Source organism: Bradyrhizobium zhengyangense, from assembly GCF_022012555.1.
Classification (GTDB): domain Bacteria; phylum Pseudomonadota; class Alphaproteobacteria; order Rhizobiales; family Xanthobacteraceae; genus Bradyrhizobium; species Bradyrhizobium zhengyangense.
The window spans coordinates 67,949-84,393 of record NZ_JAKLTZ010000013.1 but is presented as its reverse complement, the minus strand read 5'-3'; the positions used below and the strand labels follow the sequence as shown (position 1 = coordinate 84,393).

The 16,445-nt window shown below is 64.1% G+C and carries 21 protein-coding genes and 1 riboswitch; of the genes, 13 read left to right on the top strand and 8 right to left on the bottom strand.

The genetic code is table 11. The features are described 5' to 3' along the window. Positions 1 to 86 precede the first annotated feature (86 nt). Both L6639_RS33485 and L6639_RS33480 read right to left on the bottom strand, forming a co-directional pair. The gene (locus tag L6639_RS33485) at positions 87 to 614 is read right to left on the bottom strand and encodes a PRC-barrel domain-containing protein (protein WP_237865876.1); all 528 of its coding nucleotides are present in this window, start codon (positions 612 to 614) and stop codon (positions 87 to 89) included. Between the two features lie 217 nt (positions 615 to 831). Continuing rightward, entirely contained in the window at positions 832 to 1,410 is a 579-nt protein-coding gene (locus L6639_RS33480; RefSeq protein WP_237865875.1) for a hypothetical protein, read from the bottom strand. A 181-nt stretch (positions 1,411 to 1,591) separates the two neighbouring features. On the opposite strand from L6639_RS33480, the gene L6639_RS33475 reads away from it, so the two are divergent. Further along, entirely contained in the window at positions 1,592 to 2,332 is a 741-nt protein-coding gene (locus tag L6639_RS33475) for a response regulator (RefSeq protein WP_237865874.1), read from the top strand. 15 nt (positions 2,333 to 2,347) lie between these two features. Next, complete coding sequence (locus L6639_RS33470; protein ID WP_237865873.1) at positions 2,348 to 3,685, top strand: ATP-binding protein; 1,338 nt, start codon at positions 2,348 to 2,350, stop codon at positions 3,683 to 3,685. Here L6639_RS33470 and L6639_RS33465 read toward each other — a convergent pair. Further along, on the bottom strand, positions 3,682 to 3,912 hold the full coding sequence (locus L6639_RS33465; protein WP_237865939.1) for a hypothetical protein: 231 nt from the start codon (positions 3,910 to 3,912) through the stop codon (positions 3,682 to 3,684). The genes L6639_RS33470 and L6639_RS33465 overlap by 4 nt on opposite strands. Before the next feature lie 244 nt (positions 3,913 to 4,156). On the opposite strand from L6639_RS33465, the gene L6639_RS33460 reads away from it, so the two are divergent. The 8 genes from L6639_RS33460 (at position 4,157) to L6639_RS33425 (ending at position 10,974) form a co-directional block, all read left to right on the top strand. After that, the gene (locus L6639_RS33460) at positions 4,157 to 4,693 is read left to right on the top strand and encodes a lytic transglycosylase domain-containing protein (RefSeq protein WP_237865872.1); all 537 of its coding nucleotides are present in this window, start codon (positions 4,157 to 4,159) and stop codon (positions 4,691 to 4,693) included. A 27-nt stretch (positions 4,694 to 4,720) separates the two neighbouring features. Further along, positions 4,721 to 4,862, top strand: a riboswitch (TPP riboswitch). Then, entirely contained in the window at positions 4,850 to 5,860 is a 1,011-nt protein-coding gene (locus L6639_RS33455) for an FAD-dependent oxidoreductase (protein ID WP_237865871.1), read from the top strand. It overlaps the preceding riboswitch by 13 nt. A gap of 7 nt (positions 5,861 to 5,867) precedes the next feature. After that, complete coding sequence (gene thiS, locus L6639_RS33450; protein ID WP_237865870.1) at positions 5,868 to 6,065, top strand: sulfur carrier protein ThiS; 198 nt, start codon at positions 5,868 to 5,870, stop codon at positions 6,063 to 6,065. 152 nt (positions 6,066 to 6,217) lie between these two features. Then, complete coding sequence (locus L6639_RS33445; protein ID WP_237865869.1) at positions 6,218 to 7,000, top strand: thiazole synthase; 783 nt, start codon at positions 6,218 to 6,220, stop codon at positions 6,998 to 7,000. Next, positions 6,987 to 7,595, top strand: a complete 609-nt coding sequence (locus L6639_RS33440) for a thiamine phosphate synthase (RefSeq protein ID WP_237865868.1) — start codon at positions 6,987 to 6,989, stop codon at positions 7,593 to 7,595. The genes L6639_RS33445 and L6639_RS33440 overlap by 14 nt, the downstream gene beginning before the upstream one ends. Before the next feature lie 186 nt (positions 7,596 to 7,781). Next, positions 7,782 to 9,680, top strand: a complete 1,899-nt coding sequence (gene thiC / locus L6639_RS33435) for a phosphomethylpyrimidine synthase ThiC (protein WP_237865867.1) — start codon at positions 7,782 to 7,784, stop codon at positions 9,678 to 9,680. Positions 9,681 to 9,771: 91 nt separating this feature from the next. Next, positions 9,772 to 10,380 (top strand): hypothetical protein, encoded by a 609-nt coding sequence (locus L6639_RS33430; protein ID WP_237865866.1) that lies wholly within the window; start codon positions 9,772 to 9,774, stop codon positions 10,378 to 10,380. 87 nt (positions 10,381 to 10,467) lie between these two features. Beyond that, positions 10,468 to 10,974: a mismatch-specific DNA-glycosylase gene (locus tag L6639_RS33425; RefSeq protein WP_237865865.1), complete on the top strand. Its 507-nt coding sequence runs from the start codon at positions 10,468 to 10,470 to the stop codon at positions 10,972 to 10,974. A gap of 141 nt (positions 10,975 to 11,115) precedes the next feature. Here L6639_RS33425 and L6639_RS33420 read toward each other — a convergent pair whose 3' ends face one another. Continuing rightward, the gene (locus L6639_RS33420; protein ID WP_237865864.1) at positions 11,116 to 11,670 is read right to left on the bottom strand and encodes an HD domain-containing protein; all 555 of its coding nucleotides are present in this window, start codon (positions 11,668 to 11,670) and stop codon (positions 11,116 to 11,118) included. A 7-nt stretch (positions 11,671 to 11,677) separates the two neighbouring features. Continuing rightward, entirely contained in the window at positions 11,678 to 11,902 is a 225-nt protein-coding gene (locus tag L6639_RS33415; RefSeq protein ID WP_237865863.1) for a DUF6429 family protein, read from the bottom strand. A gap of 248 nt (positions 11,903 to 12,150) precedes the next feature. Here L6639_RS33415 and L6639_RS33410 point away from each other — a divergent pair, with 248 nt between their 5' ends. Beyond that, the gene (locus L6639_RS33410; protein WP_237865862.1) at positions 12,151 to 12,798 is read left to right on the top strand and encodes a glutathione S-transferase family protein; all 648 of its coding nucleotides are present in this window, start codon (positions 12,151 to 12,153) and stop codon (positions 12,796 to 12,798) included. A 122-nt stretch (positions 12,799 to 12,920) separates the two neighbouring features. Here L6639_RS33410 and L6639_RS33405 read toward each other — a convergent pair whose 3' ends face one another. Both L6639_RS33405 and L6639_RS33400 read right to left on the bottom strand, forming a co-directional pair. Next, positions 12,921 to 13,649, bottom strand: a complete 729-nt coding sequence (locus L6639_RS33405; protein ID WP_237865861.1) for an SDR family oxidoreductase — start codon at positions 13,647 to 13,649, stop codon at positions 12,921 to 12,923. 303 nt (positions 13,650 to 13,952) lie between these two features. Beyond that, complete coding sequence (locus L6639_RS33400) at positions 13,953 to 14,390, bottom strand: VOC family protein (RefSeq protein ID WP_237865860.1); 438 nt, start codon at positions 14,388 to 14,390, stop codon at positions 13,953 to 13,955. 275 nt (positions 14,391 to 14,665) lie between these two features. Between L6639_RS33400 and L6639_RS33395 the strand changes: the two genes are divergently transcribed. Next, positions 14,666 to 15,061: a hypothetical protein gene (locus tag L6639_RS33395; protein WP_237865859.1), complete on the top strand. Its 396-nt coding sequence runs from the start codon at positions 14,666 to 14,668 to the stop codon at positions 15,059 to 15,061. An 11-nt stretch (positions 15,062 to 15,072) separates the two neighbouring features. Further along, on the top strand, positions 15,073 to 15,768 hold the full coding sequence (locus L6639_RS33390) for a glutathione S-transferase family protein (RefSeq protein WP_237865858.1): 696 nt from the start codon (positions 15,073 to 15,075) through the stop codon (positions 15,766 to 15,768). 144 nt (positions 15,769 to 15,912) lie between these two features. On the opposite strand, the gene L6639_RS33385 is transcribed toward L6639_RS33390, so the two are convergent. After that, positions 15,913 to 16,347, bottom strand: a complete 435-nt coding sequence (locus L6639_RS33385) for a hypothetical protein (protein ID WP_237865857.1) — start codon at positions 16,345 to 16,347, stop codon at positions 15,913 to 15,915. Positions 16,348 to 16,445 lie beyond the last annotated feature (98 nt).

Genomic DNA, 16,445 nt, shown 5'->3' with positions numbered 1-16,445 from the left:
CCGGGGAAAGGTGAAAGAAAAGAAGACGCGACAGCGCGCCCGGTCAAAGCCGGGCGCGCTTCGTTTCAGCACTCACGCGACGTTTATTACTCGGAGTACTTGAACTCGGGCATGTTCTTCAGCTCGTCCTTGGACGCATTGAACACGGCGTGGTCCGGATACCACTTCGAGCTCGACGATGCCGTCGTGGTGGTGGTCGTCTTCTCGGTGCCGGTCGCGGCGCCGGTCGTCGTGGTCGCGGCGGGCTTGGCATTCGGGTTCGCACTGGTGCCGGTATAGGCCACAGCCTCATTGACGAACTTCAGCTTCTCATAGGGCACGGCGACGAGATGCTCGCCCATGCCGAGGAAGCCGCCGACGCCGATCACGGCGATCTTCACGGCGCCGCTCTTGTCCATCAGCAGGTCGTTGATCGAGCCGATGTTCTCGTTGGCGTCGTTGTAGACCTTCACGCCCGCCATCTTCGAGACGCGCCATTCACCCGACGCACTTGTGGTTGTCGTCGTCGTAGCGGTCGGCGCCTTGTCGGCGGTGGTGGTCGGATTTTGCGCAAACGCAACGGTCGCAAGCAAAGCGGTGCCGGCAAGGCCGGCGGCGATCGATTTCATCAACATGGTTGTCCTCTCCTTCAGCAGAAAACTTGTGCTGAGAGAACAGCGACGAACACGCACGGTTCCTAACATGCGGCAATTTCGTTGCGCCCTTGCGGCGCTGCGGCGCGAGGAAAAGTTCCTGGAACGTGCGGGGATGCAAAGTTCCCCGCCGACGATCATGCGCCCTGGGACGAAGCATGCTCGCGGCGAGGAACGCGCCGACCTAGCGTCGCGCAGGTCAGCTCTTGTAGTCGATCAGAAGCGCGGAGATGTCCGTGCTGCTCGCGCTCGTCGCACTGCCGTTGGCGCCGTATGATGAATTCGACGAAGACTGCGACTGCTGCAGCGCCTGGAGAAACTGCTCGAGGATTTTCGCCGTGCTGCTGTCGGTCGAGCTGCTGCTCGTCGCGTCCGTCGTCGATGTCGAAGAATCCGAAGAGCCGCCATCCGACGGCGGCGGCCCCGCAGGCGGACCACCGGCGCCGTGAGCGCCGCCGGGCCCCTTGCTAAAGGCGGACTGAAACACGCCCTTCAGCTCGTCGGCCTGGCTCGACGTCAGCGTGCCGTTCGAGACCTCATTGGAGATGAGGTCGTCGATCTTGGACTTCAGGCCGTCCTTGGACGGCTTGGTGCCGCTGGATTGATCGCTGGGCTGGCTCTGCTGGAGCGCCGTATCGATGTCCTGCAGGGCTGTGGTGAGGGCGGACTGGTCGGACGACGAGATCGTGCCGTCCGACACTTGCGATTGCAATTCCTGCTGCAGCCGCTGGAGCGGCGACTGGTGAAGACTGGCGGAGGCCGCCGAAATCGAAGTCATGATAGCACCGTGGTTTTTGCGGGGGTTTCGTACGCAACTGCGCCACGGTATGGTTACCGGACTTAACGAGACCTTGCCGTACGACGACGGTGTCGTTGCGGGGCGTTGCGGACATTCGCCCGGAAACACACTGAAACAATAATCTTCGCCTTTTGGCCCGAATCTTGGACAAACAAGGCCCATGGCCATTCCGTCTCCCAATATCCTGGTCGTCGAGGACGATCGCGAAACCCGGACGTTGATCGCGAAATATCTGCGCAACAACTCCTGCAACGTCACCGCCGTGAGCGACGGCCGCGAGATGTCGCGCGCCATGGCGGACCACCGCGTTGATCTCATCATCCTCGACGTCATGCTGCCCGGCGAAGATGGCCTCAGCCTGTGCCGCAAGGTACGTTCCGAGGCGCAGACGCCAATCATCATGCTGACCGCGCGCGGCGAGGACGTCGACCGCATCGTCGGCCTCGAGATGGGCGCGGACGATTACCTGCCGAAGCCGTTCAACCCGCGCGAGCTGCTCGCCCGCATCAACGCGGTGCTGCGGCGTCAGGCCTCCGCCCAGGCCGCGAGCTCGATCGAGGGCGCCTCTACACTTGTCTTCGAAGGCTGGCGCATCGACTTGCGCCTGCGCGAGCTGCGCAATCCGGAAGGCGCCCGCGTCGCGGTGACCAGCGCCGAGTTCGACCTGCTCAGGACGTTCTGCGAGCGCCCCGGGCGCGTGCTGTCCCGCGACAGCCTGCTCGACCTCACGCAGGGCCGCAACACCGGTTCGTTCGAGCGCTCCATCGACGTGCTGGTCAGCCGCATCCGCCGCAAGATCGAGCCCAATCCGGCCGACCCCACCATCATCAAGACGGTGCGTTCGGGCGGCTACCTGTTTACGCCTCGGACGGAAGTGTTTGCCACACCCCAGAGCAACTGATCGGGCTTTGCGACGATGAAGCCGTTCGGGTTCTTTCACCTCAAGGGTATCGGCGGACAGATCGCCGCGCTGGTCCTGGCTTCGACCGTCGCGCTGCATCTCGTCGTCACCACCGCCTTCCTGCTCAGCCGCCCCGATCGTCCGGACAGCCCGCCTGATGGCGCACATCAACTGACCGACGCGGCGCTGCTGCTCGGCTCGGCGAGCCCCGACGACCGGCCGCGCCTCATCGCAGATCTCGCGCGCGCCTTCCCGAAGCTCAACCTCGAGACATTGGCGCCCGGCACTGCGGCGTCGGTCGACGACAGCGAAGCCCAGCACCTGCGTGGGATCCGCCGCCATCTCGCCCGCGGCTACAAGGTGGTGCAGCTTGCGCCAAAGGGCGATGCGCATCGCGTCGGCGTGGAATTGCCTGACGGCACCGTGATCGCAGGCCACGTCGAGAACGGTCCGCGTCCGTGGTTCTGGGGCGCACCGTGGCTGGTGACGCTGATGACCGCCTTCATCTGCATCACCGTGCTCGGCCTGTGGGCCGCGCGCGCGCTGGCGGCGCCCTTGTCGTCCTTTGCCAAGGCGGCCGAGAATTTCAGCCTGGACGGTGCTGCCGATCCGCTGCCCGAGCGCGGCCCGGAGGAGATCCGCTCGGTGGCCCGCGCGCTCAATCGCATGCACGAGCGCATTGCGCGGTTGATGTCGGATCGCACCAAGATGCTGGCGGCGATCAGCCACGACCTGCGCACCCCGATCACGCGGCTGCGCCTGCGCGCAGAGTTCATCGAGGACGAAGGCAACCGCAAGCGCATGCTGATCGACCTCGACCAGATGCGCTCGATGCTGGAGAGCGTGCTGTCACTGCTGCGCAACGACCGCAAGATCGAAGCGGTGACGCTGGTCGATATCGCCAGCACGCTGCAGCTCATCGCCGACCAGTTCGGCGACATGGGCCATGTCGTGCATTATGACGGCCCTTCATCCGCGACCGCGGCAGCGCGCCCCGACGATCTGCATCGCGGCGTCACCAATCTCGTCGAGAACGCGGTGCGCTTCGGCGCCGAGGTGACGATCCGCCTCGATGTATCCGGCACCAAACTCGTCATCGACGTCGAGGATGACGGCCCCGGTATCTCGGACGCGCGCAAGCAGGAGATGCTGGAGCCGTTCGTGCGCGGCGACGACGCGCGCACCATGGACGATTCCACCGGCTTCGGCCTTGGCCTGTCGATCGCGCGCGCGATCGCGCTCGCCCATGGCGGCGAGCTGTCGCTGCACGACCGTCAGCCGCACGGGCTGATCGTGCGGATGCAATTGCCGGTGTGGCAGCAGCCCAAGCTAGCGGCGCAGGTCGCCGCTTAAGCCGCGAGTGGCGGATACTCGACGGCAGGCTCGTCGAAGATCGCGATCGCCTCGAAGCGATAATTGCAGGCGTGGCATGTCCAGAGATAGGAGACCCGCCCCTCGCCCGGCTCGATCCAGTCGGGCTGCGCGATCGGCGCGCCGCACTGGGCACACGGGTTCTGGGTGGGCAGATCTTGTCTGGACATGTCGCCGCTGTGGGTGTTGACCATGGTTGTTTTTGTCATCGCTGCTTTTGTCATGGCACCTCTCCCGATTCGCGAGGGCTTCATACTCGCTTTCGCTGACATCTGCGAATAGACAGGGTCGCTGTCGCGAGATGTCCGCCTGAGAGACTCCTGCGCCAGGATTGAGTCGTAACGGCGGCTCGGCGCCGCAAAATCAGGACCGGCGGCGTTTGGCCACATCATCGCCGCGTTCGGCAGGCCTAACGGCAGCCGGCGCAGGTCACTCAGGATCTCCGGGATTTACATGAAAATTTTACGCGTTGCCGCGCTGGTCGCGGCCGGACTGATGTCGTCGCAGGCAGCCTTCGCAGGCCAGGCCGATTATGCCGAGATGGTCGCGATGCATGCACGCGCCAACGGCGTGCCGGAGGCGCTGGTGCATCGCGTCATCATGCGCGAGAGCCGTTATCAGCCGGGCCTCGTCGGCCATGGCGGCACCATCGGGCTGATGCAGATCAAGCTCGCGACGGCCCGCGGCCTCGGCTACACCGGCGATGCGAGCGGCCTGCGCGACCCCAACACCAATCTCACCTACGCCGTCAAGTACCTCGCCGGCGCCTATCATGCCGCCAATGGCGACCATGACCGAGCCGTGCGTTATTTCGCGGGCGGCTATTACTACGCTGCAAAGCGGCAACGTCAGGAGATGGTGCGAGAGGCCAGCTTCGAACCTCGGCTCGAGCCGAACGGCAATCCGCAGCCGATGTTCATAGCCCCGCACAGGAAGCTCGCCCAGCATATCCGCAACGCGCGGGCGCAGGTTCCGGGCCAAACGCGTTGACCACCCTGCCCCACTAGCCTACATTAGAGCCGTTCCGAGGGGTGCTCCGAGGAGGAGCTGAGATACCGCTAAATGGGCAATACGGCCAACACCGGCTGCCCAAGACCGCGGTGACCCTTTGAACCTGATCCGGGTCATGCCGGCGAAGGGACAGGGATGTTGCAGACGACCAAGCGACCGGATTCCCCGGTATCCATCATCGGTGCAGGCATAGCCGGAGCCTGGCAGGCGCTGTTATTCGCGCAGGCCGGCCACGCCGTGACCCTACACGAGCGCAGTGACGCTGACATGACCGATGCCACCAGCCATTGGGCCGGCGGCATGCTCGCACCCTATTGCGAGGCGGAAGTCGCCGAACCCATCATCAGCCGCCTGGGGCTGCGCTCGCTCGACATCTGGCGGCGCGAGCTGCCGGATACCCCCTTCAACGGCTCCCTCGTCGTCGCCCATCCGCGCGAGCGCAACGATTTCGAGCGCTTTGCCCGCATGACCGAGGGCCATCGCCGGCTCGATGCCGCTGGCCTCGCCGAGCTCGAGCCGTCGCTGGAGGGCCGTTTCCGCGATGCGCTGTTCTTCCCGACCGAGGGCCATGTCGAGCCGCGCCGCGTGCTGCCGAAGCTGCACGCGCGCATCGTCGCCGCCGGCGGCACCATCAAGTTCGGCAGCGATGTCAGCGCCAACGACCTTGAGGGGCTCGTCATCGACTGCCGCGGCCTTGGCGCCCGCGACGAGCAGCCGGAATTGCGCGGCGTCAAGGGCGAGATGATCCTGATCGAGACCAGCGAGGTGCAGCTGTCGCGCCCCGTGCGGCTGATCCATCCGCGCTGGCCGCTCTACGTGATCCCGCGCGAGGACAATCTGTTCATGCTGGGCGCAACCTCGATCGAGGCCGAGGACACCGGCGTTTCCGTCCGCTCCGCGCTGGAGCTGCTGGGTGCGGCCTATGCCGTGCATCCGGCCTTTGGCGAAGCCCGCATCGTCGAATTCGGCTCCGGCCTTCGCCCGGCCTTTCCCGACAATTTGCCGCGCATCGGCGTGCGCGGCGGCAAGATCAGCGTCAACGGGCTCTACCGCCACGGTTTCCTGATCGCCCCTGCGTTGGCCGAGCTGACGCTCAACTTCGTCGAGCGCGGCCAGATCGACAATGAGGTGATGCAATGCGCGTGATCGTCCAATGCTTGTGATCATCAACGGCGAGCAACGCGAGATCAGCTCAGTCAGCGTCGATGCGCTGCTCTCCGAGCTCGACTACGAGGGCACGCATTTCGCCATCGCACTCAATTACGACGTCGTCCCGAAAAGCCGCTGGGCCGAGACCGCACTGAAAGCCGGCGACGAGATCGAGATCATCACGCCGCGGCAGGGAGGGTGATTGATGAATGCACCACACACTCCGCTGTCATCGCCCGGCTTGACCGGGCGATCCAGTACGCCGCGGCTCCTCCGTATCACGGCACGGCCTCTGGAATACTGGATCCCCGCCTTCGCGGGGATGACACCGTCATTCAAGGAGACACCTCCCAAATGGTGACCTTCTACGGCAAGACTTTCGACTCCCGCCTGCTGATCGGCAGCGCGCTCTATCCTTCGCCCGCGATCATGCAGGACGCGATCCGCGCCTCCGGCTCGAACATCGTCACGGTGTCGCTGCGGCGCGAATCCGCCGGCGGCAAAACCGGCGACGCGTTCTGGAAGCTGATCCGCGAGCTCGACGTCACGGTGCTGCCGAACACCGCCGGCTGCCGCAGCGTGCGCGAAGCCGTGACCACGGCAAAGCTCGCGCGCGAATTGTTCGGCACCTCCTGGATCAAGCTGGAGGTCATCGCCGACAACGACACGCTGCAGCCCGACGTCGTTGGCCTCGTCGAAGCCGCCGCCATCCTGATCAAGGACGGCTTTGAGGTGTTCCCCTATTGCACCGAGGATCTGTCAATCGCGAACCGCCTGGTCGACGCCGGCTGCAAGGTGGTGATGCCGTGGGCCGCGCCGATCGGCAGCGCCAAGGGCATCATCAACCGCGACGCGCTCAAGCTGCTGCGCGAGCGCCTGCCCGACATCACGCTGGTGGTCGACGCCGGCATCGGCGCACCGAGCCACGCGGCTGAGGCGCTCGAGCTCGGCTATGACGCCGTGCTGCTCAACACCGCGATCGCCAAGGCCGCCGATCCCGTCGCGATGGCGAAAGCCTTCCGCCTCGGCTGTGATGCCGGCCGCACCGCTTATGAAGCCGGGCTGATGAACGCCCGCGACTTCGCCTCCCCCTCCACCCCTGTCGTTGGGACACCGTTCTGGCATGCCGTATCCTGATCGTTTCTATCCCGTCGTCGACAGTCTCGACTGGGTCGAGCGCCTGACCAAGCTCGGCGTCGGCACCATCCAGCTGCGCGCGAAGAATCTCGACGATTCGCAGGCCTTGCAGATGGTCACCGACGCGCTCGCAATCACGCAGGGTACGCAGGCCAAGCTGGTCGTGAACGACTATTGGCGTGCGGCGATCGTCGCCGGCGCAAAGTATCTGCATCTCGGCCAGGAGGATCTGGCGGACGCCGACCTCAAGGCCATCCGCGAAGCCGGCCTGTCGCTCGGCATCTCCACCCACGACGACGCGGAGCTTGAAACGGCGCTCGAGGCCAAGCCCGACTACGTCGCGCTCGGCCCGATCTTCTTCACCACACTCAAATCGATGCGCTTCGAACCGCAGGGCATTCCCAGGATCACGGAATGGAAGAAGCGCATCGGGAGCATCCCGCTGGTCGCGATCGGCGGCATCAAGTTCGAGCACGCCGCGGAGATCTTTGCCGCCGGCGCGGATTCCATCGCCGTCGTCAGCGACGTCACCCAAAATGCCGACCCGGATGCGCGGGTTCGGCAGTGGCTCGGCCAATCGAAGGAGGCGGCGTGATGCGCACTCCGCTCTCACCCCACACCCCACTGTCATCGCCCGGCTTGACCGGGCGATCCAGTACGCCGCGGCTCTTCGGCTCGAGCCGCGCGGCCTCTGGAATACTGGATCCCCGCCTTCGCGGGGATGACAGCTGCAATCGACGCTTGCTCAGCGACACAAACGAACTGAATTAAGGAGGATCCCATGAACATCCGCTCCAACCCTGAAAAAACCGTCCCCGCCGTCACCACCGGCCCCCTTCCCTCCTCGCGAAAGATCTTCGCCTCGCCCGACGCCGCGCCCGAGATGCGCGTGCCGCTGCGCGAGATCATTCTCTCCGAAGGCGCCGGCGAGCCGAACCTGCCGGTCTACGACACCTCCGGTCCCTACACCGACCCCTCCGTCACCATCGACGTCAACGCCGGTCTCGCCCGCAATCGCAAGCAATGGGTGCTGGAGCGCGGCGGCGTCGAGGAATATGAAGGCCGGCAGATCAAGCCGGAGGACAACGGCAGCGTCTCCACCGACAACGCCGCACGTTCCTTCGCCGCCTATCACAAGCCGCTGCGCGGCCTCGACGGCCACAAGATCACCCAGCTCGAATTCGCCCGCGCCGGCATCATCACCAAGGAGATGATCTACGTCGCCGCGCGCGAAAATCTCGGCCGCAAGCAGCAGCTCGAGCGCGCCGAAGGCGCCCTCGCCGACGGCGAGAGCTTTGGCGCCTCGGTCCCCGCCTTCATCACGCCGGAGTTCGTGCGCAGCGAAATCGCGCGCGGCCGCGCCATCATCCCCTCCAACATCAACCACTCCGAGCTCGAGCCGATGATCATCGGCCGCAACTTCCTGACCAAGATCAACGCCAATATCGGCAACTCGGCGGTGACCTCGTCGGTCGAGGAAGAGGTCGAGAAGATGGTGTGGGCGATCCGCTGGGGCGCCGACACCGTGATGGACCTCTCGACGGGCCGCAACATCCACACCACCCGCGAGTGGATCCTGCGCAACGCGCCGGTACCGATCGGCACGGTGCCGATCTACCAGGCGCTGGAGAAGTGCAACGGCGACCCGGTCAAACTGACCTGGGAGCTCTACAAGGACACGCTGATCGAGCAGTGCGAACAGGGCGTCGACTATTTCACGATCCACGCCGGCGTGCGCCTGTCCTACATCCACCTCACTGCCGCCAGAGTCACCGGCATCGTCTCGCGCGGCGGCTCGATCATGGCGAAGTGGTGCCTGGCGCATCACAAGGAGAGCTTCCTCTACACCCATTTCGACGAGATCTGCGACCTCATGCGCAAGTATGACGTCTCGTTCTCGCTCGGCGACGGCCTGCGCCCGGGCTCGATCGCCGATGCCAACGACCGCGCCCAGTTCGCGGAGCTGGAGACGCTCGGCGAGCTCACCAAGATTGCGTGGGACAAGGGCTGCCAGGTCATGATCGAGGGCCCCGGCCACGTGCCGATGCACAAGATCAAGATCAACATGGACAAGCAGCTCAAGGAGTGCGGCGAAGCGCCGTTCTACACGCTTGGACCGCTGACCACCGACATCGCGCCGGGCTACGACCACATCACCTCAGGGATTGGCGCTGCCATGATCGGCTGGTTCGGCTGCGCCATGCTCTGCTACGTCACGCCGAAGGAGCATCTTGGGCTACCCGATCGCAACGACGTCAAGACCGGCGTCATCACCTACAAGATCGCCGCCCACGCCAGCGATCTCGCCAAGGGCCACCCCGCCGCCCAGCTGCGCGACGACGCCCTCTCCCGCGCCCGTTTCGACTTCCGCTGGAGCGACCAGTTCAACCTCGGCCTCGACCCCGACACCGCGAAGAACTTCCACGACGAGACCCTGCCGAAGGAAGCCCACAAGGTCGCCCATTTCTGCTCGATGTGCGGCCCAAAGTTCTGCTCGATGAAGATCACGCAGGACGTGCGGGACTACGCGGCGACGCTGAACGATCCGAACAGCGTGGGCATGTCGATGCAGGGCACGGCCGAAGACGGCATGGCCAAGATGAGCGCGAAGTTCAAGGAGATGGGCAGCAGCGTTTATCTGGATGCGGAGAAGGTGAAGGAGAGCAATCGGGTGTTGTGAGGGGCACCCACGACCAATCTCGCGCGAAATAGCAAGCAATGATCCTACAAGAGCCGGGCGAAAGCCCGGCTCTTGAATTGGAGTGGGCAGAATGGCTGGCGAACCTGACTATGCAAACTACACTAGGTGCATGGAGGAGATTAAGCGCAGGCAAATCGCAATAGACGAGATACTTTACGAGAGAAAGACGACATCATTCAAATACACAAACATCGAATTCGTGGCTCTACAATTCCGCAAGATCTTTGAGTTGGTAATTTTGGCAACGCTGACGTCTCATCAGCATTTATTTGAAGGGCTGACACGCAAACTAGCCAAAGAATGGCAGGTAACGAAGATTGTCGTGATCGTCAAAAGCAAGAACCCTGGATTCTTTCCGAACCCAATCGATCGAGTACCGTCGACAAACAAAAGCGCGAAGGACGAATGGAAACCCGTCTCAGTTGGGTTCTTAACGCTTGACGAACTGGTTGAAGCGCACGGCAAGATCGGGACTCTAATGCATGCAAATAACCCATATCGAGAAGAACAGTCACTGAATGAACTTGAGAGCTTATTTCCTTCATGGCGAGAAAGATTGATCCGCCTCTTAAATCACCATCTTATAAAATTTCCTGATGATGAAACCATCCTGTATGTTGGCATGCAGAGCGCCGAAACGGGATCTGTCCATACTGCTCTATTCAAAAAGCAGGCGTAGCTCGGACGAACGAATGGACACCTGAACTCAACGTTCGCTCCGCGTGTAGCCGATCCTTATGCGAGCTGTACGCAACGGATACTTTATTTGCCCTTCCCCCACCGCCTCCCCGACCAACTCCGCCCCAACCTCCGCCTCGTCTTCGTCGGCACCGCGGCCAGCACGCGCTCGGCCGAACTCGGGCACTACTACGCTCATCCCGGCAACCGCTTCTGGCGCGCGATCCAAGAGGCCGGGATCACGCCGCGGCGCTATCAGCCGGGCGAGTTCGCATCGCTGATCGAGCTCGGCATCGGCTTCACTGATCTCTCCAAGTCGGGCGCAGGGATGGATCACCAGATCGCGGCGGAGACGATCGACGTGCCCGGCTTCAGGGCCAAGATCGAGAAGTACCGGCCGGGGACGATTGCGTTCACGAGCAAGAAGGCGGCGAGCTTGTTTTATGGCAGGCCGTCAGCTGCGATTGCGCTGGGACGGCAGAAGCGGGATGAGAGCTTGCCGGAGATTTTTGTGCTGCCCTCGCCGTCGGGAGCGGCGTCGGGGCATTGGACGCTGGAGCCGTGGCGGGAGCTGGCGAGGTGGATTGCTGCGTAGGGTGGGTTAGCTGCGCGGCTGCGCGAAGCGCGGGCCGCCCGGCGTAACCCACCGCTTCTGTTGCCGCGGCGGCGCACGCGGTGGGTTACGCCTTGCACCGTTTCGTGTTGAACGACTGCGCTTGTGAGCGGCTAACCCACCCTACGCACCGACGCCCAGCGCCGCCACTTCACGCGCGAGATTTGCTCGGGCGGGGCGGTCGTACATCGCGGCGAAGTCAGAATCGGGAAAGATGACCTCGCGTGCGGCGAAACGGCGGAGCACCCGGGCGCGGCCGATGCGATAGTCGTCCTCACTGACGTGGCTGAATTCCTGGCGGATCGCGGCGGCATAGGCGTCATAGCGCGCGGGATCGGTGCCGAGAATGCTGAGGTCGATCGAAATCAGGATCGCCCCTAAGCGATCGCCGGCGCTAACGTCGTGCGTCTTGGTCAGGCGGATCAGGCGGCCGACGTCCTGACGAAGATCAGTGCGGACGTACTGCTCGGCGAGCTCCGCGCTGCGCTCCTCGTTGTCGGACCTAGCAGGATCGTACACGACATCATGCCACCAGATCGCCTCCGTCACCGTCTCGCGCTCGGCCGCGGAAAGACCGTCGACCCGCGCGAGTGCAGCCAGGCAATCCTCGATATGCGCCAGATTGTGATAGTGGCGGCCAGGTGCCGCGTAGGCGGCAGCTAGCTGTTCGCGGTTCATCGAGGCATCACTCCTCGAACAATTCCTTGAACAGCGCCTTCGCACGCTCGAGGCCTTCGGGGGTGAACACCACCGACTTCACCTTGCCGACGGGATCATCAATCATGCCCTTGTCGTGGAGGCGGCCAAGCACATCCCAGTCGAAACCCTTCCACGCCCGACAACCATCGTGCAGGGTCAGGCGAAGTAAGGCGAGCGCCGCGTCGTCGATCTTGTCGGTGTTGATGGCCATTGTGATCTCCCCGTGCGGTATTGGCACTATCCTAATGCACATCAGGCAATCCGCAACGCTCCCCAAGGGCACCGCTTTGTAGGGTGGGCAAAGGCGCTCTTGCGCCGTGCCCACCACCGCTCCATGAGTCCGACAGAACGTGGGCACGTCGCGCGAAGGGCGCGCCTTTGCCCACCCTACGGCATTGTCGGAATTCGCTCCGCTCGTTCGTCCTAGATACAGAGTTACATTCACCCGGAGACGCCCCCATGCCCACCATCACCGCCTTCGAAAGCCCGCCCGACCGCGGCCGGGGACAGGCGCGGGACATGCGGGTGCGCTGGGCGCTCGAGGAGGTCGGCCAGGCTTACGACGTTCGCCTGCTGTCGTTCGAGGCCATGAAGCAGCCGGCGCATCTGGCGCTGCATCCGTTCGGGCAGATCCCGACCTATGAGGACGGCAATCTCGCCCTGTTCGAGACCGGCGCGATCGTGCTCCATATCGCCGAGCGTCATGACGGATTGCTGCCGAAGGACGCCAATGCGAGGTGCCGCGCGATCGCCTGGATGTTCGCCGCGCTCAACACGATCGAGCCGCCGATCGTCGAGCTCGGGATGGCGGTGCTGCTCGAACGCGACGAGAGCTGGTATGAGGAGCGGCTGCCGATCCTGAGGAATCGCGTCGGTATCAGGCTCGACGAACTGTCCCGCCACCTCGGCGGCGCCGACTGGCTCGACGGCGCGTTCAGCGCCGGCGATCTCCTGATGGTGACGGTGCTGCGCCGGTTGAACGCATCGAACGTGCTCGAGGGCTATCCGACCCTCTCGTCCTATGTGGCCCGCGGCGAAGCCCGCCCGGCCTTCCGCCGCGCGTTCGAGGCGCAGCTGGCAGTGTTCACGGTAGCGTCGAGCGGGTAGCCATAGTGCCGTAGGGTGGGCAAAGGCGCTCTTGCGCCGTGCCCACCACCTCTCCATGAGTCCGACAGAACGTGGGCACGTCGCGCGAAGTGCGCGCCTTTGCCCACCCTACGAGAACATGCCTAGAGATCGAAATTCGTCGGCATCATCACCACGTCGCGGATGGTCATGCCGCGCGGCCGGGTCAGCATGAACATCACGACTTCTGCGACTTCGCTGGCCTCCAGCAGGCTGCCCGAAGCCCTCGCTTCCTGCAGCTTCTCGGGCGGCCAGTCCGCGAGCAGCGACGTGACAACAGGGCCGGGCGAGATCGAGCCGACGCGAATGCCGTGCTTGAAGACCTGCCGCCGCACCGTCTGGACGAAGCAATTGATCGCCCATTTGGACGAGGCGTAGACCGGCTCCCATGGCGTCGGAAAATGTGCCGCCAGCGAGCTCGTCACGATGATGTCGCCGCTCCCGCGTGCGATCATGTGCGGCAGCACGTCGTGCACGTTCTTCATCACGACGTTGACGTTCAGGTTCAACATCCGGTCGATCGCCATGGTGTCGGCATCGATCAGGTCGCCGCCGACATAGCTGCCCGCATTGGCATGGAAGATGTCGAGCTGGCCTGCCTTCTCCAGCACCCGCGGCAACAGCGTCGCGCAATCCTTGGGATCGAGCAAATCGACGACCAGCGGGATCATCGCATCGCCGTGCTTGTTGCGGAGCGCGTTGAGCGCGGCCTCGTCGCGGTCGACCATCACCACGCGCGCGCCCGCGGCCAGCATGGCTTCAGTGCTCGCAAGCCCGATGCCCGACGCCGCCCCGGTCACGGCCGCAACCTTGCCTTCCAATTCTCTTGCCATGAGATCACCATTCAACTGAGCTCGGCAGTATAGCGGCTCCACGCGAATTGGCGATGTGGATCACAGGCCTCGTCGGGTGGATCAACGCTAGCGTCCCACACTCAGCTGTCGTCCCGGCCTAGTGCGCAATTGCGCACGGGGGGCCGGGACCCATAACCACAGGCGGCGATTTGGCGAAGACTCGTCGTCCGGTACTTCTATTGACCGCAACCGATAAATCACGCGGTATGGGTCCCGGCCTTCGCCGGGACGACACTATGGGTTTGGATACGACATGCCACCAAACCGCGAACCGTCAGCGCCTCACCCAGCGTAGGCTCTATCCAGATCCGCAATCACGATCTTCCGCATCCCCATCATCGCCTGCATGACGCGGTTGGCCTTGGTCCGGTCGGCATCGCCGAGATAGCGGCCGAGCGCCGCCGGAATGACCTGCCACGACAGGCCGAACTTGTCCTTGAGCCAGCCGCAGCGGGATTCCTCGCCGCCGTCGGCGGTGAGGCGGTTCCAGAAATAGTCCACCTCGCCTTGCGTCTCCACGCTGATGAAGAACGACACCGCCTCGTTGAAGCGGTGCATCGGCCCGCCATTGAGCGCGTGGAAGCGCTGTCCCTCGAGCTCGAACACCGCCATGAAGTCGCTGACGGTCTCGACCCTGGCGTTGGGGAACACCGATTTGTAGAAGTCGACGGCTTGCGGAACGTTGTTGTCGAACCAGAGAAACGGCGTGATGGAGGTCATATGCTATCCTTTGCGTCGAACCGGACGCACGCGGGTGCGCCGTCACCCGAAGGACGAACGAGCGGACGATCATCCGACAGGCGGAATAGCGCTTTTTTGCCCCTGAGCGGCACCGGACTACACCGAACGGATGAGGCCGCGCATCCCGCGACCCATGGACGTCGCGTGCGGACACTTGCAAGCGCGGAACCGGGGCGATACGACTTTGGGTGGAAGAACGTGGGACGGAAAAGCCGGGCCTCAACCGGCGCACATCATATCGAGGAAGCCGCCGCATGAGCGACGATCTCTCCGGTGTCTGGGACGGCACTTACATCCAACCCGGCACGGGAATGGTCACGTTCACGGCAACACTGATCGAGACCGGCGGCGCGCTCTCAGGCCACGTCACCGAGCCGTGCTCCAATCCGCACTGCCCGCTACGGACGCACAACGCCTCGATCACGGGCCATCGTGCCGGCAGCGTGGTGTCGTTCGTCAAGCGCTACGAGCCGCCGGGCTACGGCTTCGACATCGTCCACTATGACGGCATCATGAACGGAGAGGCGACCGAGATCGACGGACGCTGGCGGCTGCCGGGCACGTCAGGATCGTTCCTGATGATCCGCTCCGGCAAACGCGCGCAGGCCGCCACCACTGACAAGCGAGCCACGACGCCCGCCCGCGAGTAAAGGGAGCCATCATGCTCACACTCTATTCGTATCCGGAACTCTTCGGCGTCGCCGACAACAACGGCTACGGGCTCAAGGTCTACGCCTTCTTGAAGCTCGCCGGCGTTCCCTTCGTGCACGAGCACATCTTCGATGCCTCCGCGGCACCGCGCGGGCAACTGCCTTATGTCGTCGACGACGGCGAGACCATCGGCGACAGCGAACCCATCATCGCGCACGCGATCGCGAAATATCACCTGACCATCGATGCCGCGCTGTCACCGGCGCAGCGCCGCAGCCATCATCTCATCACGCGCATGCTGGATGATCTCTACTGGGTGATGTCCTATTCGCGCTGGAAGGACGAGCGCTATTACCCCGCGTTTCGCGACGGCTTCATCGCGCAGCATCAGCAGATCAATGCTGAAGGCTTCGAGAAGGCGAAGGCCTACAACGCACAGCGCTATCACTACCAGGGCATCGGCCGCTACACGCCGGAGCAGGCTTATGCGCGGGGACTTGCCGATCTGCAGGTGCTGGCCGAGATCGTGCCGGCGTCCGGTTTCGTCGAGGGCGAGCGGCCCACCAGCGTAGATGCCGGCATCTACGGCTTCATCGCGAATATCTTTTACTTCCCGATTCCGACACCGCTGAAGGCGTTCGTCGATGCGCACAAGAATCTCGTCGCGCATTGCGAGCGGGTGCATGGGATGGTGAGTGGAGCGTAGACGCGCTCGAGATCTCATAGGGTGGGCAAAGGCGCTCTTGCGCCGTGCCCACGCTCTCTCTCCGTATCCGGCAGAACGTGGGCACGGCGCGCGAAGGGCGCGCCATTGCCCACCCTACGGCACCGCGCCCTACGGCACCGTGCTCTACTGCATCGTGATCGCGAGGCCGGAGAGATCCGCATTCGCCATCAGGCCGGTCTGGGTGCCCGACAGCTCCAGCACCGCGCCCTTCTGGTTGGTCAGCACGATGGCGCGGGCGCCGCGGCCGACGGCGAGGCCGGCACCGGCGGCGCCATAGACGCCGGCGACGTCGGAGGGCCTGACGATGTTGGAGACGCGGCCGCGCAGCACGGTCTTGGAGCCGCCGAAGACGAGGCCGTAATCGAGCCCGCCGGTCGAGAGCGCATAGGAGCGGCCGCGGAAGTTCAAAACGCCCGAGCCGCCGGAGCCGCCGATGATCCAGCCGGCCTTGTAGATCGTCAGCACCACGGTGCCGCCGTCGGCCTGCGCCGCGGTCGAAAGGCCGGCCAGCGCGGCAATGGCGACGAGCGCGGCACGCAAGGTGGAAGCAATCTTCATGGGGCGTCTCCGGGGGCTATTTTTCTCGAGAGGAAAAGCGAATCAGACGCCGCAATCTATCCGATCGATCGCGGCGGCAACATGATGGGGGGTGGGTG

Bases quoted from the DNA above. Each gene is read 5' to 3' on its own strand.
- L6639_RS33485 (WP_237865876.1), bottom strand. From the start codon at position 614: ATGTTGATGAAATCGATCGCCGCCGGCCTTGCCGGCACCGCTTTGCTT.
- L6639_RS33480 (WP_237865875.1), bottom strand. From the start codon at position 1,410: ATGACTTCGATTTCGGCGGCCTCCGCCAGTCTTCACCAGTCGCCGCTC.
- L6639_RS33475 (WP_237865874.1), top strand. From the start codon at position 1,592: ATGGCCATTCCGTCTCCCAATATCCTGGTCGTCGAGGACGATCGCGAA.
- L6639_RS33470 (WP_237865873.1), top strand. From the start codon at position 2,348: ATGAAGCCGTTCGGGTTCTTTCACCTCAAGGGTATCGGCGGACAGATC.
- L6639_RS33465 (WP_237865939.1), bottom strand. From the start codon at position 3,912: ATGACAAAAACAACCATGGTCAACACCCACAGCGGCGACATGTCCAGA.
- L6639_RS33460 (WP_237865872.1), top strand. From the start codon at position 4,157: ATGAAAATTTTACGCGTTGCCGCGCTGGTCGCGGCCGGACTGATGTCG.
- L6639_RS33455 (WP_237865871.1), top strand. From the start codon at position 4,850: ATGTTGCAGACGACCAAGCGACCGGATTCCCCGGTATCCATCATCGGT.
- thiS (WP_237865870.1), top strand. From the start codon at position 5,868: ATGCTTGTGATCATCAACGGCGAGCAACGCGAGATCAGCTCAGTCAGC.
- L6639_RS33445 (WP_237865869.1), top strand. From the start codon at position 6,218: ATGGTGACCTTCTACGGCAAGACTTTCGACTCCCGCCTGCTGATCGGC.
- L6639_RS33440 (WP_237865868.1), top strand. From the start codon at position 6,987: ATGCCGTATCCTGATCGTTTCTATCCCGTCGTCGACAGTCTCGACTGG.
- thiC (WP_237865867.1), top strand. From the start codon at position 7,782: ATGAACATCCGCTCCAACCCTGAAAAAACCGTCCCCGCCGTCACCACC.
- L6639_RS33430 (WP_237865866.1), top strand. From the start codon at position 9,772: ATGGCTGGCGAACCTGACTATGCAAACTACACTAGGTGCATGGAGGAG.
- L6639_RS33420 (WP_237865864.1), bottom strand. From the start codon at position 11,670: ATGAACCGCGAACAGCTAGCTGCCGCCTACGCGGCACCTGGCCGCCAC.
- L6639_RS33415 (WP_237865863.1), bottom strand. From the start codon at position 11,902: ATGGCCATCAACACCGACAAGATCGACGACGCGGCGCTCGCCTTACTT.
- L6639_RS33410 (WP_237865862.1), top strand. From the start codon at position 12,151: ATGCCCACCATCACCGCCTTCGAAAGCCCGCCCGACCGCGGCCGGGGA.
- L6639_RS33405 (WP_237865861.1), bottom strand. From the start codon at position 13,649: ATGGCAAGAGAATTGGAAGGCAAGGTTGCGGCCGTGACCGGGGCGGCG.
- L6639_RS33400 (WP_237865860.1), bottom strand. From the start codon at position 14,390: ATGACCTCCATCACGCCGTTTCTCTGGTTCGACAACAACGTTCCGCAA.
- L6639_RS33395 (WP_237865859.1), top strand. From the start codon at position 14,666: ATGAGCGACGATCTCTCCGGTGTCTGGGACGGCACTTACATCCAACCC.
- L6639_RS33390 (WP_237865858.1), top strand. From the start codon at position 15,073: ATGCTCACACTCTATTCGTATCCGGAACTCTTCGGCGTCGCCGACAAC.
- L6639_RS33385 (WP_237865857.1), bottom strand. From the start codon at position 16,347: ATGAAGATTGCTTCCACCTTGCGTGCCGCGCTCGTCGCCATTGCCGCG.